This is a genomic window from Acidaminobacter sp. QWL-03, from assembly GCF_058683855.1.
The window spans coordinates 2,222,596-2,248,775 of record NZ_CM178752.1; the positions used below are offsets into that span (position 1 = coordinate 2,222,596).

A 26,180-nucleotide genomic window follows, 5' to 3' on the forward strand; every position below is an offset into this window, starting at 1 on the left:
ATAATCATCCTCGTCTTGCAAACGGTACCACTGGTACCCGCTTGCTTTCTAACCAGAAAACAGGAAATGTATTATTTGGAGTCCTAGTCATTGTAACCAATGCTTCTGAATGTTTGTAGCCATACTTATACTCTGGAAAAACACCAATCTGTTCTTCAATAGTATCCATTACCCTAAACATTTCTGAAGCATTTTCATCAGTGTAGTAATCAGAAATGCCTTTTTTCCTCAATTTTGAGTAATATACTTCCACATCTAAACCAATGATTTTCTGGTATCCATCTTCTTGAGAAACGAGCGTCGCAACCGTCAATTTCTTTCTTTCTATCCCTTTTCCCTCTAAGTACAATATTGCAGATTCAGCCGTATCTCCAGTTCCAACATAATCATCAACTAAAAGTATTTTAGTTTTTTTGAGTTTATCAATGTTATCAATAATATAATCGTAATTATCCTGAATCACAATCTTCTTGCCTTCAAACATTTTCTCTAAAAAGACGACGAATCCTTTAATCATATATGTTAATGAAATAGAGCTTTTTGCTTTACCAATATCTTTTTCTGCTACTAATGGAATGACAAATATTGTTTTAATATTAGTATGCTCTTTAGATTGATCTTCAGAAATTGTTTTAAATAGTGACGTAATGTGCTGAAAATAGTTTTGCACCCCTACCCAAAGATAATTTTTAGTGAGTTCAAGTATTAATTCCTGTTGCTCTTCATTATACATATTTAACATTTTACAAAAATCATTAAATATGCCATTTGTGTATTCATCCTCAGAAATTTCCCAAGAATTTTGTTCAAATATTGATATCAATTTTCCAATATTATTGGTATCTATCGATTTTGTATTGGCTTTATTTTGAAATTTTTTCATATAACTACCTGCACTTACTTATAATCTATAATATTTTTATATTATCATATTATTATTACATTTAAAACGTTAATAAGTCTTTTGGCATCATTGTATTCAATACATGAAATAATATCCTATCCTAGTATACTTTAACTTACAAATAGCATCAAAACAATAGCAATAGAGCTACTTTATTCAATCTTCATGTCCCTATTTATTACCAGATTATAGTTGTTCAAAAACTACATTTCACTAATTATTCTGGCTCTGTGTCAATAAAGACACCTCTAATCGAGGTGTCCTGTTTTTTAAATTAGCGCTTGGAGAACTGTGGCTATTTGAAAACACTGTATTTCAAGCATTTTTATATATTACGAGTGTATTCCGTTCACATTCTTACAGGTTCTCACAAACACTTTCCTTCTATTATATGTGTACAATTAGCGCAATAAAAAAAAGACCCCTCTCGGGGTCTCAGTAATGATCCGGATCAGCGGCAGGTTCCGCGATTTCATCAAATGTCACCGTAGTCTTTTTAACAGCAAAGTCATACCCGCCCGTGGCCGTAAGCGTCAACAGCAGCGCATTGATCAGCGTGAGCGCAATCGCCTCCAACACTAACTCAGGTCGGACAAAGACCATCAGATGTACCAAGGCGATAATAAACACCAGGTACTTCGTCGGCAGCTTACTGATCAGCGGCAGCTCTTTCACAAACTGCGTGATCAGCATGATCACAACAATAGATCCGAGGTATGAAGTGACATAGTCCACACTTAAAAAATCGTTGAATTCCATCTATTTTGCCTCCTTCATATTTGTATAGACTGCAGCTAGTTCTGCCCAGGTTACAACGTCGTCAGGATCATGCCAGGATCCAATGACTCTATCATTCATCATCTGACGTATCAGTGGTTCGCCCCAGTGAGCGGCTTTGACGACTTCAGCGACGTATTTCACGCCTAGCATCTGGCACAGAATTGCCGCCTGAACTTCTGCCAGCTTCTTTAGGTTTTCGCTGGATTTTAACCAGGCTTCATCTTGAGGATTCGAATGGTAGCCAGATTCGACCAGGAAGATATGCGGGCATCCGGCAGTGGCTGCCGCCCGGATCACGCCATAATAATCTTGGCCAGGACTTGCCGCAGATCCTTTTGTGAGTGCGCCACGGTTCGGATTACCCATGAGCTGCGCGGACTGGATCGCGATCTCAGCAGCCCATTTCTTGTTGTTTGGCCGGAGCGCCGAATAATATACCTCGCATCCTCTGGCCGATGCCGCACCGGCGTTTGAGTGCTGGCTAATGAAGCAATCATAGCCTTTGGCCATAGCGCCTCTGGCTGTTGTACCCGGATAAGCATCCTCCGTCCTAGTAAGTGCCGCAGTGATGCCGCAGCGGATCAGCGCTGCCTGAAGGTGCTTTGATAGGACCCACATGCCGATGTGCTCATAATATCCGGTTGGGCCTTTGTTTACGTTTCCAGGACCGTGCCCTGGATCAATTAATACTTTTGCCATTAATTCACGTCCTCTCTAAGAGGGTAGTCAGATCGGAGATCCATATTACCAAGCTCCTGCATCTTCATCCGTCGGAAGTTTGTTTACGCACTCAACCAGATGCGTCACAGTGCCATTGCCACCAAGATCATGGTATCGATTATATAGGTTATTGATGTTATCTCTGTCGTGGATCGGACAGAAGCCTTCTCTCATACAATAATTATGTGCCTGAATGATCCGGTCCCGTAGAAGTGCCTGGACGCCAAGTTTTATAGCTTCATCCTCTTTAGCTTTAGCTGCAGCTTCTGCTTTTCTATCTTTACGTTCTTTCATTATTGCCTTGTATAATAGTCCGAACCCTAGTGCGATCAGCCCAAAGACGTATTTAATCCAGTATTCTATGACCCATTCAGGCACATTAGTCACCTCGCTAATATAATCGCTTAATACTGCTGCTCTGACCTTTACTGCTTACTTTCTCGATCAGATCCCGCAGCTGTGGTTTGCCTATGACGCCAGCGCTATCGACAGTGAAGCTAGTCGTAAATCCACCGGCGCCAAAACTGTGATTGACGGTAGTGATCAGACCAAGCAGATGCGTACCATCATCCGCGACGATCTCAGCTTCATCGCCCGGGATGATATGCGGCCTAAACGGTCCCGAGAATTGCTCAACAATCCCGGAGTATGCCATTCTGGATGCCAGCGCATCGGCAAGATCTTGAAGCTCAGTGAGTACTGTATCATCTGGCGCTGTTAGATAAATCGTTTTATTTGGTGCATATGCCCACTCGAACGCATGGAGTACATTTGCATAGGCTCTTATGATTGTCTCTGGCGTTGTCTCCGTAACCGATTGTTTCGACTGATAACAAACTCGGCTGTATACGTCATTATCATCTCTGGTCACACCTCGGCTGAATAAATCGGATCCCCTGTTGAAGGTATACTTGCTGTTAAGATCTATGATCGGCTGATAGGTCACGGTTGATCCGGCGATAATCTGGCCGTCAAGTGTTTCTCTTGCGACCCAGTTTACTGAGTTTTGAATCATACCAAGAAACGCAGTCAACTTATCCATATCCGGCGAAAACTCAAAACCAGGCGACCAGGGATCTTCTCCCACCGATGGCTGTACATCATAATCAGTAATCCCAGCAGCGGTAAGATATGCTTCGAGCACATCACTGAATGGCAATGGCAAGTAAGTGTTATCTTCATCCAGCGTCTGATCTTTAAGCAGCTTCCCACTAATGTTGCGGCAGTCCACCGTGATGGTTTCGCCAGCTGCTGTCATGTCGATACGATCACAATAAAAAACGCCCATTGGATAATCCGCACTGTCTCCAGCAGTGAAGAACAACTCAATCTTATTGCCTGGCGTCATTCGGCTGTTTGTCTCTCCGCTTAGATGCTGAGATGGATTCTTGAAGGTAAAGCTGGCGCTGGCCACAATGTTATCCAGGTCCATCCGAATCTCACCGGATTCGAGATAGTTAGTGATATCATTGAGCGCGTCCCATATCGCAAAGCGCTGCCGCTCCGGCGTAATGACTGTCTCACCATCCATTACAGCGTCCTGATGCCAGGCACCAAACATGCCGACGCGCGGGACGTTTTTCATGCGATAAAGGTTTAGCGACTTATCCCTTGTGGCGATGAACGCATCACCAAAGACCGGCGTCGCCCATGGCACATCGCCCGGATCTGGCGTCCATTTCTGTGCTTTTAGTCTGCCACCATCAACTGCAAACAGATAAACGCTGTTATCAGGCAAATGAATAGCAGCGGGATTTACCCCGCTGCCTAAGTTGGCGTTGTATTCAAATGACAGTTCCATCTTGAGCCACCTCGCTTTGAGGTTCTTCAATAAATTCTGGTTCACATGGTTCTACTTCGACGATATGACCACACAAGTAGTGCGTTATCGTATTTTCCGTTGTCCAATACTCGAATTCGTTGTTACAATGCGGACAAAGTCCTTTTTTCAACTCTATCATTCTTGCACCCCTCCCCACTGTACCTGTGTTTGAACATCAAGAACGTAATTGGATGTTTTATTAATATAGTCAATGGAAAAGTCTGCTGTAATCGGAGCTGTGCTTGCTGGCGGTGTATTGAAAACGATGTTTTTCGTTGCCGGTTGGGTAGCGTAGACTCTAAAATATGCGAATCTATTGGCGTCGTAACTCGTTGAGGTCAATATGACCTTCATATATTTGTATTTTTTTGGCGTAGGTAAAGTTATGTCTATAACTTGATTCCCCGCCCAAGAACCGCTTCCAATAGCGTCAAAATTAACGCCGTCCTCGCTCATTTCAATATTGTATGCTGTATAACCATAAGATCCTGTTGAAGAATAATTCTTAAATTCAACTCTTGTAATTGTAGCGGCTCCTGCGGTGAAATGCGCTCCGCTTGGTTGAGGAAGTTCAACAATTTCATTTACTTCCTGTCTTGGATAAAGGTCGTCACTTCCGACAATGTCAATAATTTTTTGAACGTCAGATTTGTGTCCGTAATGAATTGTGTAGTCAATGCCTCGCGTTTTGGCCACACCACCCACATAAATGGTCTCGCTTTCTGGCTTTGCTAAGCTAACTGGTAAGTCAAACTCAGTCTGCACGCCATCTCCTGTCCCGACGGAAACTCCCGAATAAGTTTGACCACCGTAAAGTCCTTCACACGGAATAGTTGTTGCACCAACGAAGTAATATGGTCCTTTTGCATATTGCCTTGTAGTGGCGTGAATCACGCCGCGTATAGGGAAGTTAGCTTGGCTTACTGTAAATCTGTAAGTCGGAAATGTATGCAAAAAAGTTGTATTGTTTATTGTTGGGCCAAAATTAGCTGTATAAGCATAACACAATCCGAGTAACGAAGGTTCACCGTTAAGACATCGCAAAGTTGTCAACGCATACATTGAGTTATAGCCGGTCAAGGAGGGTTTAAGCGAAGACCCATACCCATAAGCAATAGCCCTGAGAATCGCGCTCCTACTGCCGCCCAACATTTTGAAATGACCAGACGGAGGGGAAACTAACTCGCAATAGACGGTTGCGTATATGGTAACAATCATCGTGTTAGTCTTCGGAATTGTAATCGGATTGCCTTCACTATCTTTTAACATTGCATGAGTGTTCATATAATCAGTTGCAAAAGTATAAGATGCAAGCCCGACTTCTGTCCAGGAATAACCATTACCTTTTGTTTCGTCGAATACGGCTTTAACTTTTCGGTGCATAAGGACATCTGAGTCAAAAACGATTTCAACATTTGACGCCCCTGCAAAAGTTAATGGAGTGAACAGCGATGCTCTTGTTTTGCTCAAAGTTCCAGTTCCACGTCCGACGTAAATACTTCCCATAACATATTCAGGAAAGCTTACGTCCGACCAAAAACATTTATTTAATACAATATTTTCTGCGAATGCGTATTTTGTTTCACCCGTTTTCTTATCGTAAATTTCAATTTCGAACTTATTGTGCAATTTAACTTTGTTCATTATATGTCCCCACCTCCCAGCTTCGTTACTACAATAGATGTAAAACCTTTGAATGTGCCATTTAAATATTCGCTTTCACTGTTGTGTGAAGCGTAAACTATAGCTGTATCCATAAATTTTACAAAGGATGTTTTAGCGTTTAAATACTCGGTATGATACGGGATAGGAATCAAACCATTCGCAACAATGCTGAAAGGCGCAACATCCATAATTATCGACAGCGTAGCAAATACTGTGACTATACCAACTTGTTGACAAGCGAGCTTCATGTTGTTAAGAACGTTGAATTCATTTGCTGTTGTTATTGTTAGCTTGTTCTGAGGGGAAACCACAATGGATGAAATCTCGTAGAATTGCGTTTCAGCCTCATTTGATAAGCGCAGATAATCTTTTATACGTCCAGTGAAACCTGTTAAATTGCCACTAAATTCAAGTGTTACAGTTTTGTTGTCAATAATTGTAGCCGAAATCGCCGTAGGCTTCGGAGTGCTATCAAGGCCTATACCAATGATAGGCATAAAATACTGCCCTGTCATGTATTCATCTGAAGCATTTTGTTCAATGTACTCAATTTCAGTAACGTCAATTAATGATACAAATGCTTGTCCTGTTAATAACTCAGGCTCGAAACTCATACCCGCCCAGTTGCGAGATGTTAAAAGCCAATACATAACCCCGCCAGTAGAAATCATAAAACCGATTCTAAAGTCATTTGTCCGGAATAAAGCCAAATCTGTGCAAGTAGTCAGTATCTCAGCCACATTCCGCTCCACTTCCCAGAGCTTCCCGCCGCCCACCTGGATACAGTACGACCGGTAATAAACCAGCCCATCCGTCTTGATGTAAGCCACAATCAGCCCCTGGTCATTCGACTGATCCCCATTCGCCGGCAGCCATCCCCGTATCGCGCAGACCTTCACCACATCCGTCGCCAGCGTGATCTCTGCTTCTTCCCAGTACTTGGCGTATAGCGTCTCGCCCTGGACGTAGAACAACCACGGGTATTCTTCCGTGACAAAGTTAAACCGCCGCGTCACATAATCACGGTCCCAGTACCCGTCAAACTCAATCGCCACCGCAGTCGCACTCAGAGCCACCGTCATTCTGTCCACCCACGGGATCTGATCATCATACGGCAGCGGTTTCGACTTCACCTGAGCCACCCCGCCATTGATCGCCAGCGCGAACGCCTCCGCCGGTTCAGCCGATGTATCCGTGCGCTTCACCGTCACATCCACATCCGTCAGCTCCGCGCCCTCCTGGATGGTAAACACCTGGAACATTTCATTGATAAATCCCCGGCTCAAATAAACCTTCATGGCAGGATCTGAATTCTCAGCCGGCACCTGCCATTTCTTTTTCACCCGCTCAAGCAGCTCCGATGGTATCGCGCGCATCAGACCACCGCCTCGATGCTCAGCGTCAGCGTCGTCTGATAGTGCCCGCGTTGCATCTTCGACCAGTCGCCCTTCTCAAGGATCCTACCGGAGTACTCGTTACCTTCTTCATCCTCCACCGTCACAAGCCCGCCAGAAGCGTCCAGCTCGTCGATCATCTCCCGCCCCATCAAATCCACCGCCAGCTCAATTGCCAGCCGCGTGACCTCCGTGCCGATGATTTGTACATGCTCCGACCCATCCAGCAGCGTTCTCACAACCTTACGAGGCGTCTTCTGCCGAACGACGCGCAGGTATCTGGTGATTAAGGTCGATCCATCAAATAATCCCGTCATCTCCTGCGCGCCTCCCTTCTCAGCTGCTCCATAACAATATCAGCGACGCCAACCAATTGGTTTTTGTAATTAATCCCTTCAACGCGGATCGTGCCAGAGTGCATCATGGATCCGGCACCCACTCCGGCAGTCGCGACGCTTCCCATGCTGTTCGAAACAGATGACAAAGCACGCTTAGTGCTTTCCAGACCTTTGATCAAACCTTCTCCCGTGTACTCACCAAGCCCCTCCATAACTCTCGAAGGAGATTGAATTTTAAGCGCTTTTTTTATACCTTCGGTGATCGTTTCAGCTATGTTGCCGATGGTTTCTTTAACTTTCGCGATCATAGCTTTTACACCGTTGATCAGTCCGCTGATGATGTTTTTTCCAATCTCAAACAAATTGATTTTCTTCAGAGTATCAATGGCATTCATGATCGGATTTACAATTGAATCCCTAGTTTTGGCAAAGCTCGCTTTGATGTTCTCATACATCGCAGCGGCTTTTTCTTTGATTGCGTCCATATTCTTATTGAATAGCACGAAAATTGCAATCACAGCGACAACGGCGGCTATTACAATTCCAAACGGTCCGGTAATGAACGCGAGCGCACCGCCTAGTACTGGCAAAATGCCGATAAGCGCGCCAATACCCACAGACATTTGACCGATAAAGATGAGTAGCGGACCAATAGCTGCTACAATACCGAGTATGATTAAAATGAATTTCTTCGTCTCCGGGCTCATGTTTCTCACGGCTTCTAAGAGACCGCTGAGCATCTTTACAAGGTCTTGCAATAAAGGCATAAGTATTTCCGCAAACTCAGCACCTAGCGCTTGACCTGTTCCTGATACAACGGCTTTCGTCTTGTCGATCTCATCATTGAAAGCGTTCAATTTATCAAGATCAGTTTGAGACAGCACAAGGCCCATCTCTTCCCATTCTTTTGCGTACTTCTTAAGATCTTCAGCTCCGCCCATAATGAGAGGATTGAGATCTGTTGCGGACTTTCCGAACAACTCCATAGCCATTCTGTCGCGTTCTGTCTCATTCTCAACTTCACCCAGAGCGTCAATCAACTCATAAAAAACCTCTGAATTGTCCCTTAGCTTGCCGGTGCCGTCATCCCAAGCCACGCCAAGTTCATCAAATACACCAATCGTCGCTTTAGATCCATCTTTGGCACGGCCCATTGCTTTAGTGAGTTTTGGAAGAGATCCAGCTATGGTTTCAAGCGGTACGTCAATTAAGTCTGCAGCATAACTGAATTTTTGCAGTTCTTCAGTAGACATTCCCGTTTGTTTTGATAAAGTGTTTAGTTCATCCGCGGCAGCTGCGGAATTTACAGCAAGAGCGACAACACCACCAATAGCGGCACCAGCTGCAGCTGATACCGGCATTATTTTATTTCCGGCGTCACTAACTTTTGACCCAAAATCAGACATAGAGTCAACTGCTTTTTTTGCCTTAGAATTGAAATCAGATTGAGCTTTTTCGAGCCCTCTGAGCTTCTGCTCCGTCTCAATGATCTCACGCTGCAGATGCCTGTATTGTTCTTCTGAAACCTTTCCACCTGCAGCCATTGTTTTATCTGCATCAGCTTTGGCATCTTTGAATTTCTGAAGTGCTTCTCTGGTATGATCAACAGAATCAGTCAATAGCTTCTGTTTTTGCGCTAATAGTTCTGTATTCTTTGGATCAAACTTCAGTAGACGCTCAACTTTTCTGAGTTCGTCCTGGAATTCTTTAGATCTAGAAGCAACACTTTTTACTGCGTTGTTAAGTTTTCTGGCATCGCCATCCAATTCGATGGTGATCCCTTTGATCTTATCTGCCATTTGGTTTCACCACCTCTTAGAAAGCATCAAAGTGTGATTGCTGTGCCTCAATTACTGCTGATTTCATTTGTTCATCTGAGATATTCAAATTGTCATATTCAATAAAATAGTCCAGCAGCATGCCTACTGTGAGTATTTCAAAATCTCGTAATGAAAGGCCCCTCTCAAGCGCGCGGACCATAATCAGTTCGGTTGTTAGCTCAAGAGAGGCCTGATTGCTTGATTCGCCCGTAATTATTTTTTTTTTGAACTTCTGATGCACTTTTCAAAGAGTTCCATGAGCTCGGGCATAATCTCATCCATGATTGGGAATTCACCAAATGAATCCAGCCATTCAAACGGCAGCGGTATAGACGGGTCGGCGGTCTTGGCTAAAGTCCAAGCCATATTATAGAACACTTCAAGATCAAACTCGTCTATATTGCTGACTTCATAACGTTCATCTTCTGAAGTGGTTTTATCCGCATCTTCTTTTTCTTTGACTGCTTTTTCAAGCCTAACAAGATCCTTAAGAGCATCCCGGCCAAACTGTGCCTTGTATCTAAGAAGAAAGGCGCCGGTGCTTTTAAACGGCACCTGACGCCCATCAATGATCAATACTTTTTCCATCTTTTTTCAGCCCCTAGACTGTTACTGTGATTACTTTAGTTCCTACCACAGATCCGGTAATCGTTGTTGCGGTAACCGTAACTGTGCCAGCTGTGACTCCTGTCAGCACGCCGGTGAGTGGATTAATTGTCGCCACGCCCGCGGAAAGCGTCGCCACGGACCAGAGCACGCGTGGATCAGAAGCGTTCGTTGGAGCAATTGTTGCAATCATTGCCAGGGTACTATCTTCAGCGACTGTGTCGACAGCGCCTGCACCAGCCACCGTTACTCCAGTAACCGGAACAAACGTGTTGTCCGGAGTCTGAACCGCATAATACCAGTTTGCATAAGTCGTAGGATCAGTCGTTGCAGTAGAAGAACCCTTAACATCAGCTGTGCCAGGAAGCGGCCTAGACTTAAATGAAAAGGTCTCTGTCTTAATTTCTTTGGACTCAGTCTTTGTCGCGCCTTCAACGCTTGGTCGTGCAGCGTGACAGTAATAGAGCGCATGCCTTTTGGCATTCACATCAGTCGCAAACTCGAACAGCAGCGCAAACTTCGAACCTCTTTGCGAGGATCTTTCCACCTGGACACCATTAGCGTCGAGAACTTCGCCCAAAACATCTCTTCTAAAAGAGTCCGGAACAAGTGCAATCTCGAGGTCGCCATCATATCCATTATTTACTTCTTCTCCGAAGTAAAGCTCATCATCGGCATAAAACTCAACCGAATCACCGACAGGCGCCATCGTTAAATTGACCACGCCCGGAAGTCTTACCGGTGTGCCAAAGCTGATCACGCCATCTGCCTCGACGATCGGCGCATAGTGCGCGTTTTTCAAACCATATTTGACTTTCGCCATTAGTTTCACCCCTTGTTAAATTTGGATTTCATAGATCATCATGAAAAGGTTTTCAGTTTCAATATAACTTTCGTCCTTGTCCCAGTAGATTTCGTTTGAGTCAAGGACGTTTTCTATTTTGATCTCACTCGCTAGGTCACGATCTCGTGAATAGAGCTCAATCACATAATTCTCATTTTTGGCATAAACGACGTTATCGGCTCCAAAGTTGTCCGTACCAACAAAGTAATAAGTGATATAAGGCGGCGTCTGAGCTTTTTTAAATTTTCGATACGCGACCGGAATGCCGGTGGATTTTAGCGCTGTGTGTAGTTCATCGACGCCCATTCTTGATCACCTCTTTGGTCGCTTCAATGTACTCATTGACCATCTTTTCCTCAACTTCCTTGATGTGGGGCTGTGCTTTAGTCCGTTTTGATCCGCCCTCGATTACATGACCATGCTCCAGAAGGTGCGTCAGTCTATAATGATCTTTATTGTGAACTGTGAACCTGGTAGGAGCATTGCCGAATACCTTTTCTTTATATGTCCAGCTCTTCGCATAGTCACCGCCTTTAGGACGCTTGGGGCTGACTTGCTTCAGCTCCTTTACACCTCTTTTGGTGATGACTTTTGCTCGCTCGTTGATATCCGCGATGACCTCTCTGGTATACTCCTGCAGCTGTCGCTTGATCTCTTTGGTGAAATCATATGATTTTATGCTCAAAGTATTTCACCTCACGATCCGACAATGTCGCCGCAAACGAGCTCAATTTCTTCGCTAGAAACCGGATAAGTCCTGATCACTTTTAGCGTTTGGCCAAGATACTCAACTTCCTTTTGCCCGCTATACTCGAACCGATGAATGATCAGTGTAATCTCAGGACGGATCCCAGCCTGAGCTCCGGCATAGAATTCACTGTACTTGATTGCTTTTTCGGAGCAAAGCAAAGTAGTGTAAACCGGCGCTGACTCAATTTGCTGACCAATGCTGTCGTATGTGGTTGTTCTCGCTATGAGCTTCACTTCGTTGTCATAGGTCATTCGGTTGTCACCTGCCCGGCTTTCTTCATCATCAAATTATGGAGTCTGAATTGCAGGTGCCGCGGCATTCCAGAATTAGAGTCCCTGCTCTCGTACCGCCACACTGAAAAATCCACGACGAACATAAGGTGATAAGGACTGGCACTATCAAGTACCAGCCCTTTTTCCGTCTCAAGTTCATCGAGGATTCCGTCTATGATGGCGGTCAAATAGGGGTCTCGGACCGTCGTACTGATGCCTAACCTGGCTTTGACCAGGCTTAGTATTATGGTCTTATCCATATGACCGCCTCACTCCTTATGTGGTCTTCGTGACGGTTACAGTGTAAGTCTTAGTTGTTGTGCCGTATTTCACTGTAACTACCACTGTGTTCTCGCCTTCTTCCCATGTCGCAGTTTCTCCGCTGACATGAGCATCGCCATTGACAGTAATGGTTACTACTGCGCCTGACTTGGCTGCCGTCGCTGTTACGGCATTAGTGGCGTTGGTAGTATCTACCGCATAGGTAGTTACTGCGCCGCTAAATACTGGTGTTAAAGTCAGCGTACCAATCTTCAGCTCAGACAGGTACGCGTCTAAAAATTTGCAGAGTCTGTCGCGAAGGATGCCGTAGTTGTTGGAGCAGTGTTTGCAATGTTGACAGCGACAAACGCTTCACCAAAGACAGGTCGGCCATCATAGCGCGCGGTGCCTTTGAATACGGTTTGATCTTCGATGAATTTCACGTGTTCAGATGCAGAGAGTGAAGCGCCGGCTCTTTCTGCGAGCAGATAAAGATCGCCAAAGCCACCAACGATGTCATTATCAGCCATGAATTCAAGTTCAATGATTTCGCCACCAATTATTGGCATCTGGTTGTTCACGCCGGCAACAATGGCGCCAGCTGCGTTAAATGCAATCGCATTGGTGATGATCTTCATTTTTGTCTTTCTATTCATAACCCAGAACGCTTCGCCATTTGAGTAATTTGGTTTTGCTACCCCAAGATCTTCGACAAGTGCAGCAAAGAATTCAATTGCTGTCATGCTGGTTGGATCGAATTTGAGGAGGTTAGAAGTGTGAAGGTCTGACCAAGCCTGCTCATTAGATCCCCAGTAAGAAGGTTCTGCTGTCTCAGCAAGTCTTGTCATAATGCCAACCGGCATCTTTGCTCCGGTACCAAAGACGATCGCTTTATCAAGCGCAAACCCGATTGCCTGGCCAAGGGCATCCATGATTTCATCAACCAAGTTGAGGTCGCTGTCTTCGAGTGTGGAATTTGCGACAGGTACAAAACCTCCGACTTTATATCCATCGATTTCGATCATGCCATATGAAAGCGCAAGCTCATTAAGTTTACCAACCGCTTCAGTCCAAACGCCCTCAGGAATTGACCCTGCAACGATTTGTCTGGTTTTACCGTTGACGCGCTTGAGGTTAATCTTTCCGATCAATTTCGAATATCTGTGAAGGTTGTCTCTAAGGACTTCCAGCATGATCTCCGGAATCGCAAGCTCGGCACCTGTTACTGAACGCTTTTCTGTGATGAAGCTTCTTACGCGAACCGCAAAATCTTTTACTTCGTCGCGAGCCATGATGGATTCACGGGTCTCAAGTGGCATGTTTCTGAAAAACTTGAATTTGCTCATTCTGGTTTCCCCCTCAATTGGTTTTGATCTGTTTTGGTCTTCTTGCTTTGAATCTGTATTTGGTTTTGGTTCATTATTTCTTAGATCCTCGAGCTCACGCTCGATCTCGGCAATCTCGCCCTCAAGCTTACTCTTTTCAGATTCGATCGTTTGAGCATCTGCTTCGATAGAAGCGATTTCAGCATCAAGCGCAGCCATTTCTTCATCAGTTGAAGCCTCTGCAATCGAAGCCTCAACTTCTGCCTCGCGTCTATTAATTGCTTCGCGTCTTGTCACAAGCGCCGATAGCTCGGTACGCTTTTGTTCTAGTTTTCTTCTAAGCATGAGTTGCTTTAACATTGGCAAGTTTCCCCCTTAGTTCATTTTTTCGAGCCACAAGAAGGCGCTCTTTTTCAACTTCATAATCAGCCTGTCTGGCTGTTACCGCGGTGTCCTGATAGGCCGGGAAGGTGCAAACACTGACCTCATGGAGATCAACCTTTTTCAGCGTCCATTCAATGGATCCATCATCTAGGAATTCGGTAGACTCTTCGATGATATTAAAACCGAATGAACACTGATCGACGTCTCCGCGCTTCACACGCTCATAAAGATTGACAGCGTCTGTGTCGTTTGGATTGATGGTGATCCGTCCCCAAAGGCCTCTTGAATCCGTCTTAAGCTCCAGCGTACCTGACTTGTTCCGTCCAAGCACAAACATTGTGTCATGGTTCGTAAGCGCCCTGATGTCATTGCTTAAGCTTTCATTGAATGCAGCTGGATCCACTTTCTCAAATACACCTGGCCAAAGCTGAGTGCGTTTGTTGAACACTGAAAAATAACCCTCAATGAACATGTCTTGCTGTTCACCATCGGCCCTGAGTTCACTCATTATGCTGACAGCTTGTCTTATCATTTTTCTTCACCACCTTGAACCAGTTTTTTCTGATCTCCAATCATGCCTGCAGGAATGTAATTTTCCAGAATGACACGTTCTGAAAGTCCTTCCAGCGGCGAAATCCCCATCCAGTCCCTAACTTCATTGCCTGTCATAATCCCGCGGACGTACATGTTCCCACCTACATCAGCTAGTTCTTTTAGATCATAAGCATAAAGGCTGCGTGGATTAAACTTGAAATAGAGATCAGGACTGTATAGGAGTTTTCGAGTGAGTTCCTGCTCAATCCCTTTGGCGATCGGCATCAACGTAGAATTTACAAACGCATTGTACTCGTCTTTGTTATAATTTCCGACACCAAGGAAAAACGCAGGTACGCCGAAAATACCGGCAATGGTTCGCTTATCAATCTGTACCGCGTCATTTATGGCTAGATCATTTAGGCTGAGAGGTTTGACCTGCTCAACTTTCATGAGTTCTCCAGGAATAATCCACGGCTTACCGCCACCTGTTTCGCTGATGTACTTTTTCATGATGGCATCGCGGCCTTCTTCGCTGGAAAGCTCTTCCGTGAGTGCATCGACAGCAATAATAATTGACGGTTTATATTTGTCGCTCATGAAAGACTTCTTTGTTGCCGTGGCTTGCTTTAGGTTGTCAGCAATATCTCGAAGGACTACTTTGTATCCGGTCCCTTGATACGGCTTTTCTGGATCTGGATTGATCATGAAGTGAAGCACTTCATCATAATCGTAGGTAGATTTGTTGTTATAAATGATTTTGTAAGCATCTCCGAACGGCTTAATTCTGACAAGCGACGGTCGTAGTGGCATAAGTTCGCTTATAAAATCGCCATCAAATTTTGGATAAACGAATGCGTTCCCATCTCCACTGACAAGCATTGTATAGACGATGTTATAAATCCACGCTTTCTTGGTCATGAGAGAGTATGGATTGATGTCAATCTTCCTGGATAATTGGTTCTTCTCTCGCACGTCGCCGTCATCAGTGTTTTTCATGAGATGGATGGTCATCAAGCTGATTAAGTCTGCGATCTTTCCAGCTGAAATCTTTACCTCTGGATTATCCGAAAGTCTGGTATAGCCAGTCACACAAAGCGTGTCAGAAGCAGAATCAGTCATGAACCAACCAACGACCGGATCCTCTCTGGTCTTAAATTTCCGTTTGAACATTTGCATCAGTCCCAAATCATGATCCCCCTTTCAGCCAACTTAAGGCCGCATTACTTTTTTCCATGTTTTCAAGCATCCGGACAGACGAGAAAACCGATGCATCAAACAGGTCGATTCTATGTTCCGGCATGACCTTCTCGTACTGAATCATGTCGTCTGTCTTCTCGATTGCCCTCACGTTTTGTAGGCAGTATTCATAGGCCTGTGAGTGCAAATAATAAAAATTGCCGTCCTTAGCCTTTTGCTCGATACGTCTAAAGCCCTGGCTTTTCTTGTAAAAGTACTGAGGCTCATCAACGATATTGAAGCCCGCCTTTTTCATTCCGAGAAAGAATTCAGCGCCAAACTTTCTGTCAAAGCCGACCTGCTTGACTTTGAAACCTCTCTTCTTCATTGTGATGAACCAATTGATGATGTCAGAGTAATTGACCGTTGGCGTGTTGCACATTGTCAGCCAGCCATCGTCCTGCCAACCAAACAGTGGAATGCTGTCTTCTTCTGCCTTGAGGTGCGCGTTCACAATCGGGAAAAAGGCATGAGTGATGGCAATGTCGACGTCTTTATACGTCCCATAGAGAGCAGCAGCTGTTAAGTCGTGCATCCTGGATAGGTCAGCGCCGCCGTACCATTCAATTGGCAGCTTGATCAATTCATCGATGGTCCAGTTATACTTGCTGTCAGACCTCCTAAATTCATCAAGATTGAAGTATGCTCTCATGGCCGATGTGTAGATGTTGAGTGATTTCGCCAGGAAGTCTTTGCGCTGCTGCGGATCATTCTGCGCCTGGAGTGCATCGCTCATGATGTCATCAGGCCTGATAGACACGCCGTAAGCCGGATTTGCTTTTTGTTGTGTGAGTGGGTTTGTATAGTCCACATTTCCGTTTTCATCTTCGTCAGCTTTGGCAATGAAGACAAAATACTTTTCATCCGTGACAGTGCCGTCCAAGATCTTTTTGCAATATTGAAGCCGCCGATAACAGAATGTGTTCATGTCATCGCCGGCTGTTGTAATGCCAATCACCAGTTTGTTAGTATATGCCTTTGTCGCTTCCTTCAGGACGTTGTATTGCTTTGGCGTCTTATAGGCATGCATCTCATCAGCAATGACGATGTTGCAGTTGAATGAGTCTTGCTTATCCGGGTTGGATGCCAGGGCGTTAATGTAAATTGACCCATCGGAGAAGCTTGCAGATACACTGTGCTCATGGTTGTTATCCAGGATCCTAAACGAATCAGACTCACCCATCTGTTCAATGTTGAATTTGATGAAGTTGAAGCTCTCAAGTGTCTGCTTTAGAGAAGCTGCCACAATGTAGCATTTCGACCCTGAACGACGGTAATAGATGCCAAGCGCCCAGGAGAGTGCTGCGGCAAATGATGTCTTAATGTTTTTCCTTGGAATAAAAATGAACGCCTCTTTGAAGCGGCGCTCATTGGTTCCTTTCAGGAAAAAGCCCATTAAGTTATAAACCTGGTATTTATGAAAAGGCTCAAGAAGAAACGGTTCTCCTCTCAGAGGTGTTCCGTCCAGCTTTTCGCCTTGCTGGTGGACAAAGGTGCGTTCAATGATGCTGATAATGACCTCGGCTTCCCTGGGTCTTAATTCATATGCTGGATTTTTCAGATCGCGAAGGAAGCGCTCGCATCCCTGGATCTGTTCTTTGTTCGCCGGGATCGCTCCGGAGGCAACTCCGTTCGCATAGTCCATGACGAGCTTAAAATTTGCATAATGTTTCATGAAAGCTCACTCAGAAGCTTCGATAATTTTGAGGTTTTTGTGTTCTCAGTTGTGACGGATTCGAGCGCTTTTGGATTAAGGCAAAGCCGGTCGGCATAGGTCGCAATATCTCTTCTTAGACTCTCCATTGCCATATAAAGAGGCACCTTTCTTTCGTTAGTTGCCCCCGCTTTATTGGTATATTCTTCAGTAATTTTATAGCCAGATTCCTCAAATTGTTCTTCAAACTCTGAATACTGATGGAGCATCCCGGCAAAAATCAGAATCATGCTGGAGTATTCCGGTTTGTAGACTCCAAGGCTTTTCATCTTCTTAATTATGTCTCGTTCCATCGCCTTTTTTGTCTTCACAGCCACCTCCAGCACCCCCTTTTTGAAAACTTCATGCACTCACACGAGATTCCCCACCCCGTTCCCCGTCTAAGTGTGTTGGTATTGCTTAGGTGGGGGGGATGTGTTTGTAACACGTCAGTTGTTTTGTGTATATTTATTTATTTTCTTTGTATTTATTCGTTCTTTCAATAAGCGCGAGACCTTTACTCGTGAGCTGGTCTGTTGTTCTGTCATGCATTTCATTGTGACACTTATTGCAAAGGCTGATCAGGTTTGAATCTGCATAGGCCCGCTCAGGATGAGACTCAACCGGGCAGATATGATGTACCGGTGAAGCAGCTACAGACTTACCATAGCGCCTACACTCCTGGCAAAGGTATTCATCGCGCCTAAGTATGGCAGCGCGCTTTCTTTCCCAGCGCGTTGATTTGTGACTGAAGCTCACCTATGTACCACGCCCCTTAAGCTGCTATTGTTGTATCCAGGCTTCCACCTAGACGACAGCTGCCTATACTCTGACTCAGTAAGAATGCGCCTGGCTGCCTCTCTGAAATAAGGATCCTTTGGCACTTTACCTTTGCAGATAAGTTTCACCAAAGAATCACAACCTGATCTGTAGTTGAAATGTCCATGCTCTCCCCTGCCTTTTACGCATATGATCCAACCGTCATGAACCTTCTTGATGTCGAATTGATGTGGCTTCAACTCTCCACCCCTTTCGCCAAATGGCGAGGCCGGTGATTGGCGCATGCGTCAAGTTGCACCGGCCTGTATTTCATCAAGTCTAAGGCCCAGGAGTCCATCTAAGTATCAGCCGCGTCTTAGACTTTGATAGCATTATAATGGCCGCCTGGCGAAAGGAGGTGTTTTCGATCGCTGGCGGCCCGGAAGATTGTGTATAGTTTTTCACAATTTGAGCATAGCACTATATTTAGTACCACGCACCCCCTAAATACCCTACAATTTGTGTTTGATGTCAAGACTAGCTGAAACCTTCTCAATCCATTTGATACTATAACCAAGCTCTTCAGCTATCGCCTGTAAGGTTTTCCCTTCAACCAGTCTCTTATATGCCACCTGACTATGGAGACAATCACTCGACCCAAGGATACAATCAATTGCCTCCTTAGCCTCTGCCTTATCAATGAGTATTTCCTCAAGAATAAGTAAGTCTTGCTCATTATCAATGTACTGATTTACAAGCCGTTCAAATGACATTTGAGTGGATCCTTTCGGACCCGTATCATATCTTTGAGCGCTTATTTCCTTTGGTCCGCCCATGAATTTTTTTAGCGTCTCATTTTGCCGCTTAAGCTCAGCTATCCTTGCTTCAATGATTGCAATTTCATCAAGTAGTTTTTTGTACGTCCTGTACGCTATCATGGCCAACCCCCATCTTAACGTCCAAAAGAATCCAACCCTTTACACTCCAACCGCGACCCATCAACTTGTCAACATGCGTCCGGATCGCCTCCGGTACATCCTCACCAGTTGCCTCTATCGTGCCAATACACACCTGGATCAGATCCAGCAGCTCACTGTTCAGCCGCTTGGCATCCCCATTCCCGACAATCATGTCGTGAAGTTCCTCGCAAACTTCTGTATACTCCTCAGACAGTTTCTTAAGATGTTTCCCCCATGTTTCACGCTTCCACAAGATCGGCATTGAGGCTTTCATTTGCAACCTCCTTGTCATGGCATTCGTTGCAAAGATAGATCTGCCGATAGTTATCATGCCACACACCAGCCTTAGACATAGGCTGTTTCTTGCAGATATCGCACGTTGGTGGGTACTTCAGATAAACATGCTGCATCATCCAAGATCAACTCCCATCAATTCGGCAGCCTTCTCAAATCCTTCAAGCCAGATGTTCAGTTCTTCCTGGCGCTGGAGCAGCTCTTTCTCAATTCTCAAGCAATCATCTATGTTAAGACTAAGCTTTTGATAATCTGCCACTTTATGCGCATAAGCGTCGAATACCTTTTGATCACATGCTGTTTTCTTTTCTGCTTCCATACTTGCCTGAAGCTCTTCTTTGTCAACATGCACACCAATCGTCTCGATAACCTCACGTAGACTTTTTTCAGCGACATTCAAATCATTATTTACTTCGGGCGTTGCAGATAATTCTAATGGTGCGTCAGCTGTGACTGTCATAACCTCCGGAACCGGATGGACTGCGGCAATTTCCTCCTCAAACCGTTCCTCAGACACATCCTTGATTGGTTTAATCATTCTCGAACGCAATATCTCAAGGTTAGCGGCTGCCTTCTGTATATTTTTATATTCATGTAAAGTAGGGACTCCAAGCTTATCAGCAAGGCCAGTCATGCCGCCAATTGGACCATAAATTGTCTTTTCATATTTCTTGAGCTTCTTAGACATCGCTGACCATGCCGGTACATGCTCGGTGATGCCAACTTCCTCCATGAAATTTTTAACCGCCTCTATAACTTCATTTGCATCATAAATTTTCGCCATTTCGTCATCATCCTTTTTCTTTAAATTTCGTACATTGATCAGCGATCCAATTTTCTTACCGGATCCTTTACAGGCACCGTAGCGCTTTTCTATTTCATCTGGCGTCAGCTTGTAGGTTTTAACCTCATTGCAATCGGCCAGGTGCTTCGTTTCATACTCTGCTTCTCTCTCTAAATCTCGCCTCTCGAATTTAAAATTGTTGTAAGTCACGCTATCACCTCTCTAAAATGGCACTTCGTCATCATCTTGATAGCTGCCGCTGAAATCGCCCGGATCATACATGCCTTGATCCTGATCAGCTGCCGATTGTTGGCCGCTCGCCTTCTCAATAAACTCAATTTGATTGGCGGTGACTTCTGTTGTGTACCTAGTTTCTCCATCGTTCGTTTTAAATGATCCAGTTGTTATTTGACCTTCTATGGCGACCCTTCGACCTTTACTTAAATATTGAGCTGCAACTTCAGCCCTTTGTCCCCAGACATTAACTCTTATGAAGTCAGCTGTCGAAATACCCTTCTGCTGATATTCTGCCTTTTTATCCTTGCTCAGCTGCCGATCCACAGCCAGCGTGAAATTACAAACTGCCCTTCCAGTTGATGCTATGTGTCTAAGTTCTGGATCCTTGGTCAATCTTCCGATCAGTACGACTTTATTCATGCTCATTCTCCTTCTGGTTCGTCATTGGGGACAATTCTGCATTAAGCAATTCTGGATTTTCATAGATATTGCCGATTACCTCGCACTCAACCGGAAGGTCTTCCAAAACTTCAAATAGCCCATCGTTTATCCCTCTAACATTGGAATTTTGCTTTTTTCTGAGCCCTGATACAAAATTGTGTGGTGGGACATCACTTGTGGCGATTTCTAAAACATAATTTTCTCCGGGGTAATTTTTGAATTCGAGTATATCCCCCTCATAAATCTCAGTTCCATCAATGTCTTTGAGGCCTGTGTATTGTTCAAATACACAGCCTTCAGCTTCGTGATCATACACATTCATAATTTGTTGTTTTAGACACTCAAAGACAATTTCTAAATCAGTAAAATATTTTTTAGTTATTGCGTCCCACATTCTAAATTTTATTTCTCTCAAGTTCGCACTCCCTTTCTATTGTCTAGTAAGCAGCTCAGGATCATCGTAGATATTGCCAATAACTTCAAAACTAGACACTGCTTTTAAATAACTCAATCCATTCACGCTATCTACGAAATCACCCGCAACATCAAACGCTGGATAATCTTCATCTCCGAAATATTTGACCGCTGCTCTAAATTCTCCCGATTCAATGATGTCGCCCTCATAGACCTTATATCCCTCAGAGTCTAGCAATCCAGTCCATTGACCCACCGTCTCCGGATCTACCTTGATCGGCGCACCAACCTTAAATGGCGTGATATAGACAACTCCTTTAGGACTTTTTGTGTAATAGCCATAGACCCACTCACCGCTCTCAAGCGACTTGCCCCTAAACTTAATTGGTCTCATCCACAATCTCCTCCATTCCAAACACCTGTTGAAGTTGCTTAAGACTCAGCCGGCCAGATTTCTGCATTCGCTTCGCCAAGCAGTAGATCTGATTGTCCACCAGTTCCACTGCTGCCGGATCATCCAGCAGTTCCGTCACATCTGTCGAGATCCAGAGCCGCTCACCTCTGGCTGACTTAACCCTGGAACCAAGGCTGTTAATCCAGGCAGCCACATCAGACGTCCGCCGGAGCTCGATGTACTTCAGGAATACCGCCTCTGTTTCATTCACCGGTTCCCGGCTGAGCACGCCTTTGAGCCTGTGGTAAAACTCAACCTGGTCCTCTAATGATTTCAGTGTTACCTGATGCTTTCTTGCCACCTTTTCACCGCCCTGAGGATGTCTTATCGTAATATTTTGGGAACTTCGACAAACTGCCTCAAATCAAAGTAATTCCAACCGCTAAACCATATTTGTATTTTCAGCGACATTCCCGCTGTCTCATTAAGACACTATTTATAGCTAAAATTAAAAACAGCATCATCAATTGCGTCCTGCTCGATGCCAATATAAACCAAAGTAACTCTGGGCGTTGAATGATTAAGCAGTTTCTGTAGCGTCACGACGTCGCCTGTCTGCTTGTAGTAGTGATAGCCAAAGGTTTTCCTCATGGTGTGTGTCCCGACGCTCTCAAGGCCAGCCAGACGCCCTGCACGATTGATTACCTCGTATGCTCTTCGCCTGACAATGGGTTTATTCTTCCCCTGCCTGGACTTAATCAGATAATCTTCAGGGCTCTTCCCGGCGCAGTACCGGTTGAGCTCCTTAGCCAGGATACTGTTGATCCGAAAGCGCTTTGCCTTCTTGGTCTTCTTCTCCCTGATATCAATGTGATCACGGCCATACACATCCTTAACCTTCAGCTGCAGTATGTCGCTTATCCTTAGGCCTGAGTAGATTCCCATCAGAAACATGATCCGGTACTTTTCATCCCATGCCCCAAGGATCTGCTCGACCTCATCAATCTTGGCTTTTAACTTAATAGGCTGCACTTTATTCATAACTGACTCACCTTCCCCCGGCTCTTATTGCGTAGCACCGCATCCAGATCCGTTGGGTCACGCTCCGCATTGAAGTTGTGGAAGCCATTCTTTTTCACGCCATGGCCTTTAGCTGGCCTGTTGTCATAATTGCCCTCAAGGATCTTCACAAAATTGTGTTGCGTCATAATCCAGTCAAAGTCCGCCTTCCATGTGCCCGTTCGATTAGTCAGGAAGTCCGACTTCTCCACCCGGTCAAGAAATGCCTGGTAATCAATCACGTCACCTTTCAGATCCGCCCATCTGGCTTTCAACGTCCTTCGCCTTTTATCCGTCATACTTTTGATCTTAGGCAGCGAAGGGCACCTCTCATGGAACAGATCAATCATTTTCTGATATGGCACCTCATCTTGTATTGGATTCGGATTCAGATTCGGATTGGATTCGGATTGGATTGGATTGGATTCTCGGGTGCAAGTGATTTCATCTGATTTCAATTGATTTCCGTTGATATCAATTGAAATCAATTTGCTATTATGTGTTGGTGGGTCTGGATATTTCGACCGTCTTGCCCTCATTTGCTGATGATCTTCCCACTTAGTCAGAAACAGATATTGCCGGCCTTCATTTTCATACATGACCACAAGTCCAACCTTCACCAGCTTGCTCAAATACATGGAACAATCCTCCGTGCCGATGGTCTCATTAATCGGAAACAGCTTAGCCTTGAGCATCTGCGGCCTGGCATCACACCGGCCAAAGTCGTCGCAATTGACGATCAGGCGGTAAAAGAAGATCTCTTCCATGGGCTCCAACTTCGCAATATCCTCACTGCTGCAGATGCTCTCTTTTATGATTCTGTTTGGCAAATTCTATTCACCTCTTTTCATGTCTGTGGTATAATGGCCATGGTTGAATTTATTTGGAGGGCCTTGATCTGTGCGAGATCAGGCTCTCCTTTTTTGTGCGCCAAATTCGTTTTCATATAATTTGCACGCCTCCATGCCATCGAGCCTTCCGGATTTAACTCTCATCTGTGCAATGGCCGCATTCACCTCGTTGCGCTCTTTTATTCTGCCTTCCTCGATACCGACAATTCGGCCCCGCTCAAAGTCGTCCTTGCTGCCGATCCGCGCGCCAGTCAAAACTGCTATGGCCAACATAGCCACCAATAGGATCATTCCGTACTCTTCCATGATTTTCTCCCCTCCACTATGATTGTTTCGATATCATCATCTTCAGCTGTTGCCCATGGAATGACACTGACTTCCATGATGTCGTCATCCAGCCTGATAATCACGCCCTCAGCGTTCGGAAAGGCCGACATGATGGCCTTTTTTATTTTCTGAATCTTGTTGTTCATTCCTGGACCTCCCTGGCCATGGCCTTGAATTTCTGCCTGGTATTTGACCATTCGCGATTTTTCCAGAGCCACTTGATGCAACGAAGATAATAACCAATCATGCTTATAACCTCCCAAATTCATAGTCATCAGCTGACCACTTAGCAATAAAGTGATCAGATCCGATCAGCAGCGTGTGTGTCTTTCTAACGTCCAGATCTTCATCAATTTCTTTCATTTCAACATCAGCGATATCCGGATCAATGAGCCTAAGAGCAATCAAGGCTGTCTTTAACTCTCTCCTGGTCATATCAGATCATCCTCCTCGCCACTTACACACCACTCAGGATTCACAACTAAGGTCTTGCCTTTATAGTGGATCGTGTCTATCAGTCCACCCACAGCAACGAATTTGACGCCGTTCATATGGTTCACCAGGTCAATCGGAAGTGCTGAAAAACCTACTGTGTCATATATTTTCATAGCTGAAATGATGTAGTACTTTCCGGCTTCAAACATCAGCATCGTCTCCCAGTAATTACTGTCGTTTTATTTGCCACATCCCGGCATGCAGCGCACGTCTTAGGATGCCGCCAAGGACACTTTTCACAATCACACATCAGAAATACCTCCACTTCACCATCATCAGTCCAAACATGACGCACATCGTCAGAAACGCTATGGCCATAGCTGATCCGCACATTGGGCCAAAATTATCAACGACTTTGATTACCGCATACCCGCCGCCCATAATGGCCATGACAACCGCGGAAGCTATCAATAAAAACTGAATTGTGATCATCATTTAGCCTCCCATGCCTTCGTGCCCCTGGTGACGATCATCCAGTTTTTATTTGGATAAATGCTGCACATATACATGCCACATCTCTGACATTTAAAGTCATAGACAGGCCGCTGACCATCCCAGCTCGTACCTTCATTTATCTCAGAGACAAAGTTGCACTCAGGACATTCGATCATGTACCGCTGTGACTTCTCATAGTCAATAATCACGTTAAGCCCCTCCAGTCTATCCAATCACCCGCATCAGCTGCGTCACTTCCTCAGCCGATAGTGTCGCAATGTCCTGCTCTCCATTCTCATCCGTCGCGATCTTGACGATGATGCAGTCACCGGCGATAAAGTCCGCCCCGTAGCTTCGATGCATATGAGTGGAGGCTTTTTCGTTGTGCGGCAGCCGCATGAGCTTGCCTTCTTCATTGACGATCAACTGGTAATCGAATGGCAGCCTGATCCTTGGGCTGATCGTCTCGATAAATCCACCAACCTGAGCCTGGAGCCATCCCAGGATAGATCCGTTATTCTCCTGCGGTGTCACAGTATTCACGCTGCCATCAGCGCCAACTTTAATCGCATACATCCGGATCAAGCTCCTCTCTGTCGTCATTGCATGAATCCAAGTATTCTTCCAGCCACTCTTCTTTAACTCTGTAGATCTTTCCGCCAACCTTCTTGGATCTGATCCGTCCGGTCCTTAATAGTTCGTAAACTGTGCTTTTGCCAATCATTAAGCGCTCTTGTATGTCATAAGCAGTCAGTAACATGTTGCATCCTCCTTTTTTCGACAGTATTCGAAGTTTTGCCGATGGTTTCAAAATGGTATGGTTGAGGTGAAGGGTGGTGATGATGATGGATAAAGAAAAGATTGAAAAAATTTGCGAAGATATTCACGCTGAACTTTTCGAAAAATTTAAAAATGATGTTGTAGAAAGCTTTAGAGAAATTGAAAAAACTCACTTAGCAAAAGATAATTCTAATACATCCGAATTTTTGTTAGAGTTAATGATCGTAGCTGTTAACAAAACAGCAAATTTTGCAACTTATTACACTACAGACGTTGTCTCTGCTCTTTTATCAGATGAGAATTAACACAGTCACAAGCAAAACGAGTGATTTTTTCAAAGTCCGCAGTCTCGCTCGCTGCAGACACACTTACTAATTCATCTTCCATATCCTCATCGCACATCATCGTGATCTCAGAAAAAACGCCATTTTTATCGCCATTGACAATACACTGCACGACATCAATCTTTTTAACCTTCAATGTGTTTTCACCAGGACTACTCGGAAGCCAATATTCGAAATAGATTTCAGCATCGCCAGGCATACACTCGAGCGCTCTAATCATTTCGCTTGCTTTCATAGTTTGTTCCTCCTAATTTT

Annotated in this window: 43 protein-coding genes; 1 reads left to right on the forward strand and 42 read right to left on the reverse strand. The window is 44.8% G+C overall.

What is annotated here, in order from left to right:
• Positions 1–4: 4 nt before the first annotated feature.
• The 41 genes from AC4PHM_RS10350 to AC4PHM_RS10550 form a co-directional block, all read right to left on the reverse strand.
• Entirely contained in the window at positions 5–883 is an 879-nt protein-coding gene (locus tag AC4PHM_RS10350; protein ID WP_492017722.1) for a phosphoribosyltransferase, read from the reverse strand.
• Positions 884–1,339: 456 nt separating this feature from the next.
• On the reverse strand, positions 1,340–1,663 hold the full coding sequence (locus AC4PHM_RS10355) for a hypothetical protein (protein WP_492017723.1): 324 nt from the start codon (positions 1,661–1,663) through the stop codon (positions 1,340–1,342).
• A complete protein-coding gene (locus tag AC4PHM_RS10360) occupies positions 1,664–2,383 on the reverse strand; it encodes an N-acetylmuramoyl-L-alanine amidase family protein (RefSeq protein WP_492017724.1) in 720 nt (239 codons plus the stop codon).
• Between the two features lie 45 nt (positions 2,384–2,428).
• Positions 2,429–2,791 carry a hypothetical protein gene (locus tag AC4PHM_RS10365; protein WP_492017725.1) on the reverse strand — a complete coding sequence of 121 codons (363 nt, stop codon included), beginning with the start codon at positions 2,789–2,791 and terminating at the stop codon, positions 2,429–2,431.
• A 4-nt stretch (positions 2,792–2,795) separates the two neighbouring features.
• Positions 2,796–4,142, reverse strand: coding sequence for a hypothetical protein (locus AC4PHM_RS10370; RefSeq protein WP_492017726.1), 1,347 nt, complete (start codon positions 4,140–4,142; stop codon positions 2,796–2,798).
• A gap of 46 nt (positions 4,143–4,188) precedes the next feature.
• On the reverse strand, positions 4,189–4,365 hold the full coding sequence (locus AC4PHM_RS10375; protein ID WP_492017727.1) for a hypothetical protein: 177 nt from the start codon (positions 4,363–4,365) through the stop codon (positions 4,189–4,191).
• Positions 4,362–5,870, reverse strand: a complete 1,509-nt coding sequence (locus tag AC4PHM_RS10380; protein ID WP_492017728.1) for a discoidin domain-containing protein — start codon at positions 5,868–5,870, stop codon at positions 4,362–4,364. The genes AC4PHM_RS10375 and AC4PHM_RS10380 overlap by 4 nt, the downstream gene beginning before the upstream one ends.
• Positions 5,870–7,267 carry a hypothetical protein gene (locus tag AC4PHM_RS10385; RefSeq protein WP_492017729.1) on the reverse strand — a complete coding sequence of 466 codons (1,398 nt, stop codon included), beginning with the start codon at positions 7,265–7,267 and terminating at the stop codon, positions 5,870–5,872. The genes AC4PHM_RS10380 and AC4PHM_RS10385 overlap by 1 nt, the downstream gene beginning before the upstream one ends.
• Entirely contained in the window at positions 7,267–7,602 is a 336-nt protein-coding gene (locus AC4PHM_RS10390) for a hypothetical protein (protein ID WP_492017730.1), read from the reverse strand. Before AC4PHM_RS10390 ends, AC4PHM_RS10385 begins: the two co-directional genes overlap by 1 nt.
• Positions 7,599–9,422 (reverse strand): phage tail tape measure protein, encoded by a 1,824-nt coding sequence (locus tag AC4PHM_RS10395; RefSeq protein WP_492017731.1) that lies wholly within the window; start codon positions 9,420–9,422, stop codon positions 7,599–7,601. Before AC4PHM_RS10395 ends, AC4PHM_RS10390 begins: the two co-directional genes overlap by 4 nt.
• A 16-nt stretch (positions 9,423–9,438) precedes the next feature.
• The gene (locus AC4PHM_RS10400) at positions 9,439–9,684 is read right to left on the reverse strand and encodes a hypothetical protein (RefSeq protein WP_492017732.1); all 246 of its coding nucleotides are present in this window, start codon (positions 9,682–9,684) and stop codon (positions 9,439–9,441) included.
• A complete protein-coding gene (locus tag AC4PHM_RS10405) occupies positions 9,657–10,031 on the reverse strand; it encodes a hypothetical protein (protein ID WP_492017733.1) in 375 nt (124 codons plus the stop codon). Before AC4PHM_RS10405 ends, AC4PHM_RS10400 begins: the two co-directional genes overlap by 28 nt.
• A gap of 13 nt (positions 10,032–10,044) precedes the next feature.
• Positions 10,045–10,872, reverse strand: a complete 828-nt coding sequence (locus AC4PHM_RS10410) for a major tail protein (protein ID WP_492017734.1) — start codon at positions 10,870–10,872, stop codon at positions 10,045–10,047.
• Between the two features lie 15 nt (positions 10,873–10,887).
• Positions 10,888–11,199: a hypothetical protein gene (locus tag AC4PHM_RS10415; RefSeq protein ID WP_492017735.1), complete on the reverse strand. Its 312-nt coding sequence runs from the start codon at positions 11,197–11,199 to the stop codon at positions 10,888–10,890.
• Positions 11,186–11,578 (reverse strand): HK97 gp10 family phage protein, encoded by a 393-nt coding sequence (locus tag AC4PHM_RS10420; protein WP_492017736.1) that lies wholly within the window; start codon positions 11,576–11,578, stop codon positions 11,186–11,188. The genes AC4PHM_RS10415 and AC4PHM_RS10420 overlap by 14 nt, the downstream gene beginning before the upstream one ends.
• Positions 11,579–11,589: 11 nt before the next feature.
• Positions 11,590–11,895, reverse strand: a complete 306-nt coding sequence (locus tag AC4PHM_RS10425) for a phage head closure protein (protein WP_492017737.1) — start codon at positions 11,893–11,895, stop codon at positions 11,590–11,592.
• The gene (locus tag AC4PHM_RS10430; RefSeq protein ID WP_492017738.1) at positions 11,892–12,176 is read right to left on the reverse strand and encodes a hypothetical protein; all 285 of its coding nucleotides are present in this window, start codon (positions 12,174–12,176) and stop codon (positions 11,892–11,894) included. The genes AC4PHM_RS10425 and AC4PHM_RS10430 overlap by 4 nt, the downstream gene beginning before the upstream one ends.
• A 16-nt stretch (positions 12,177–12,192) precedes the next feature.
• The gene (locus AC4PHM_RS10435) at positions 12,193–12,501 is read right to left on the reverse strand and encodes a cadherin-like beta sandwich domain-containing protein (RefSeq protein WP_492020496.1); all 309 of its coding nucleotides are present in this window, start codon (positions 12,499–12,501) and stop codon (positions 12,193–12,195) included.
• Positions 12,471–13,862 carry a phage major capsid protein gene (locus tag AC4PHM_RS10440; RefSeq protein WP_492017739.1) on the reverse strand — a complete coding sequence of 464 codons (1,392 nt, stop codon included), beginning with the start codon at positions 13,860–13,862 and terminating at the stop codon, positions 12,471–12,473. The genes AC4PHM_RS10435 and AC4PHM_RS10440 overlap by 31 nt, the downstream gene beginning before the upstream one ends.
• On the reverse strand, positions 13,840–14,418 hold the full coding sequence (locus AC4PHM_RS10445) for an HK97 family phage prohead protease (RefSeq protein ID WP_492017740.1): 579 nt from the start codon (positions 14,416–14,418) through the stop codon (positions 13,840–13,842). The genes AC4PHM_RS10440 and AC4PHM_RS10445 overlap by 23 nt, the downstream gene beginning before the upstream one ends.
• Positions 14,415–15,599 carry a phage portal protein gene (locus AC4PHM_RS10450; RefSeq protein WP_492020497.1) on the reverse strand — a complete coding sequence of 395 codons (1,185 nt, stop codon included), beginning with the start codon at positions 15,597–15,599 and terminating at the stop codon, positions 14,415–14,417. The genes AC4PHM_RS10445 and AC4PHM_RS10450 overlap by 4 nt, the downstream gene beginning before the upstream one ends.
• Before the next feature lie 10 nt (positions 15,600–15,609).
• A complete protein-coding gene (locus AC4PHM_RS10455; protein ID WP_492017741.1) occupies positions 15,610–17,334 on the reverse strand; it encodes a terminase large subunit in 1,725 nt (574 codons plus the stop codon).
• On the reverse strand, positions 17,331–17,684 hold the full coding sequence (locus AC4PHM_RS10460; RefSeq protein ID WP_492017742.1) for a P27 family phage terminase small subunit: 354 nt from the start codon (positions 17,682–17,684) through the stop codon (positions 17,331–17,333). The genes AC4PHM_RS10455 and AC4PHM_RS10460 overlap by 4 nt, the downstream gene beginning before the upstream one ends.
• 136 nt (positions 17,685–17,820) lie before the next feature.
• The gene (locus tag AC4PHM_RS10465; protein ID WP_492017743.1) at positions 17,821–18,111 is read right to left on the reverse strand and encodes an HNH endonuclease; all 291 of its coding nucleotides are present in this window, start codon (positions 18,109–18,111) and stop codon (positions 17,821–17,823) included.
• A 512-nt stretch (positions 18,112–18,623) separates the two neighbouring features.
• A complete protein-coding gene (locus AC4PHM_RS10470; RefSeq protein WP_492017744.1) occupies positions 18,624–19,049 on the reverse strand; it encodes a hypothetical protein in 426 nt (141 codons plus the stop codon).
• Positions 19,015–19,344, reverse strand: coding sequence for a nucleoside triphosphate pyrophosphohydrolase family protein (locus tag AC4PHM_RS10475; protein WP_492017745.1), 330 nt, complete (start codon positions 19,342–19,344; stop codon positions 19,015–19,017). Before AC4PHM_RS10475 ends, AC4PHM_RS10470 begins: the two co-directional genes overlap by 35 nt.
• 135 nt (positions 19,345–19,479) lie before the next feature.
• The gene (locus AC4PHM_RS10480; RefSeq protein WP_492017746.1) at positions 19,480–20,358 is read right to left on the reverse strand and encodes a hypothetical protein; all 879 of its coding nucleotides are present in this window, start codon (positions 20,356–20,358) and stop codon (positions 19,480–19,482) included.
• Between the two features lie 12 nt (positions 20,359–20,370).
• Positions 20,371–20,805, reverse strand: a complete 435-nt coding sequence (locus AC4PHM_RS10485) for a single-stranded DNA-binding protein (RefSeq protein WP_492017747.1) — start codon at positions 20,803–20,805, stop codon at positions 20,371–20,373.
• Entirely contained in the window at positions 20,798–21,241 is a 444-nt protein-coding gene (locus tag AC4PHM_RS10490) for a YopX family protein (RefSeq protein ID WP_492017748.1), read from the reverse strand. The genes AC4PHM_RS10485 and AC4PHM_RS10490 overlap by 8 nt, the downstream gene beginning before the upstream one ends.
• A gap of 15 nt (positions 21,242–21,256) precedes the next feature.
• Complete coding sequence (locus tag AC4PHM_RS10495; protein ID WP_492017749.1) at positions 21,257–21,634, reverse strand: YopX family protein; 378 nt, start codon at positions 21,632–21,634, stop codon at positions 21,257–21,259.
• Positions 21,621–21,995, reverse strand: a complete 375-nt coding sequence (locus AC4PHM_RS10500; protein ID WP_492017750.1) for a hypothetical protein — start codon at positions 21,993–21,995, stop codon at positions 21,621–21,623. Before AC4PHM_RS10500 ends, AC4PHM_RS10495 begins: the two co-directional genes overlap by 14 nt.
• A gap of 131 nt (positions 21,996–22,126) precedes the next feature.
• The gene (locus tag AC4PHM_RS10505; protein WP_492017751.1) at positions 22,127–22,675 is read right to left on the reverse strand and encodes a site-specific integrase; all 549 of its coding nucleotides are present in this window, start codon (positions 22,673–22,675) and stop codon (positions 22,127–22,129) included.
• Positions 22,672–23,523, reverse strand: a complete 852-nt coding sequence (locus AC4PHM_RS10510; RefSeq protein ID WP_492017752.1) for a hypothetical protein — start codon at positions 23,521–23,523, stop codon at positions 22,672–22,674. Before AC4PHM_RS10510 ends, AC4PHM_RS10505 begins: the two co-directional genes overlap by 4 nt.
• A 78-nt stretch (positions 23,524–23,601) precedes the next feature.
• A complete protein-coding gene (locus AC4PHM_RS10515) occupies positions 23,602–23,850 on the reverse strand; it encodes a hypothetical protein (RefSeq protein WP_492017753.1) in 249 nt (82 codons plus the stop codon).
• On the reverse strand, positions 23,832–24,017 hold the full coding sequence (locus AC4PHM_RS10520) for a hypothetical protein (protein WP_492017754.1): 186 nt from the start codon (positions 24,015–24,017) through the stop codon (positions 23,832–23,834). The genes AC4PHM_RS10515 and AC4PHM_RS10520 overlap by 19 nt, the downstream gene beginning before the upstream one ends.
• Positions 24,018–24,120: 103 nt before the next feature.
• Entirely contained in the window at positions 24,121–24,306 is a 186-nt protein-coding gene (locus AC4PHM_RS10525; RefSeq protein WP_492017755.1) for a hypothetical protein, read from the reverse strand.
• The gene (locus tag AC4PHM_RS10530) at positions 24,303–24,515 is read right to left on the reverse strand and encodes a hypothetical protein (protein ID WP_492017756.1); all 213 of its coding nucleotides are present in this window, start codon (positions 24,513–24,515) and stop codon (positions 24,303–24,305) included. Before AC4PHM_RS10530 ends, AC4PHM_RS10525 begins: the two co-directional genes overlap by 4 nt.
• Before the next feature lie 100 nt (positions 24,516–24,615).
• Complete coding sequence (locus AC4PHM_RS10535) at positions 24,616–24,801, reverse strand: hypothetical protein (RefSeq protein ID WP_492017757.1); 186 nt, start codon at positions 24,799–24,801, stop codon at positions 24,616–24,618.
• A complete protein-coding gene (locus tag AC4PHM_RS10540; protein ID WP_492017758.1) occupies positions 24,798–25,010 on the reverse strand; it encodes a hypothetical protein in 213 nt (70 codons plus the stop codon). The genes AC4PHM_RS10535 and AC4PHM_RS10540 overlap by 4 nt, the downstream gene beginning before the upstream one ends.
• 16 nt (positions 25,011–25,026) lie before the next feature.
• Positions 25,027–25,377, reverse strand: a complete 351-nt coding sequence (locus tag AC4PHM_RS10545) for a DUF3846 domain-containing protein (RefSeq protein ID WP_492017759.1) — start codon at positions 25,375–25,377, stop codon at positions 25,027–25,029.
• A complete protein-coding gene (locus AC4PHM_RS10550; protein ID WP_492017760.1) occupies positions 25,364–25,561 on the reverse strand; it encodes a helix-turn-helix domain-containing protein in 198 nt (65 codons plus the stop codon). The genes AC4PHM_RS10545 and AC4PHM_RS10550 overlap by 14 nt, the downstream gene beginning before the upstream one ends.
• Positions 25,562–25,646: 85 nt before the next feature.
• On the opposite strand from AC4PHM_RS10550, the gene AC4PHM_RS10555 reads away from it, so the two are divergent.
• Positions 25,647–25,886, forward strand: coding sequence for a hypothetical protein (locus tag AC4PHM_RS10555; RefSeq protein WP_492017761.1), 240 nt, complete (start codon positions 25,647–25,649; stop codon positions 25,884–25,886).
• On the opposite strand, the gene AC4PHM_RS10560 is transcribed toward AC4PHM_RS10555, so the two are convergent.
• Positions 25,846–26,160, reverse strand: coding sequence for a hypothetical protein (locus AC4PHM_RS10560; protein ID WP_492017762.1), 315 nt, complete (start codon positions 26,158–26,160; stop codon positions 25,846–25,848). The two genes, AC4PHM_RS10555 and AC4PHM_RS10560, sit on opposite strands and share 41 nt — an antisense overlap.
• Positions 26,161–26,180 lie beyond the last annotated feature (20 nt).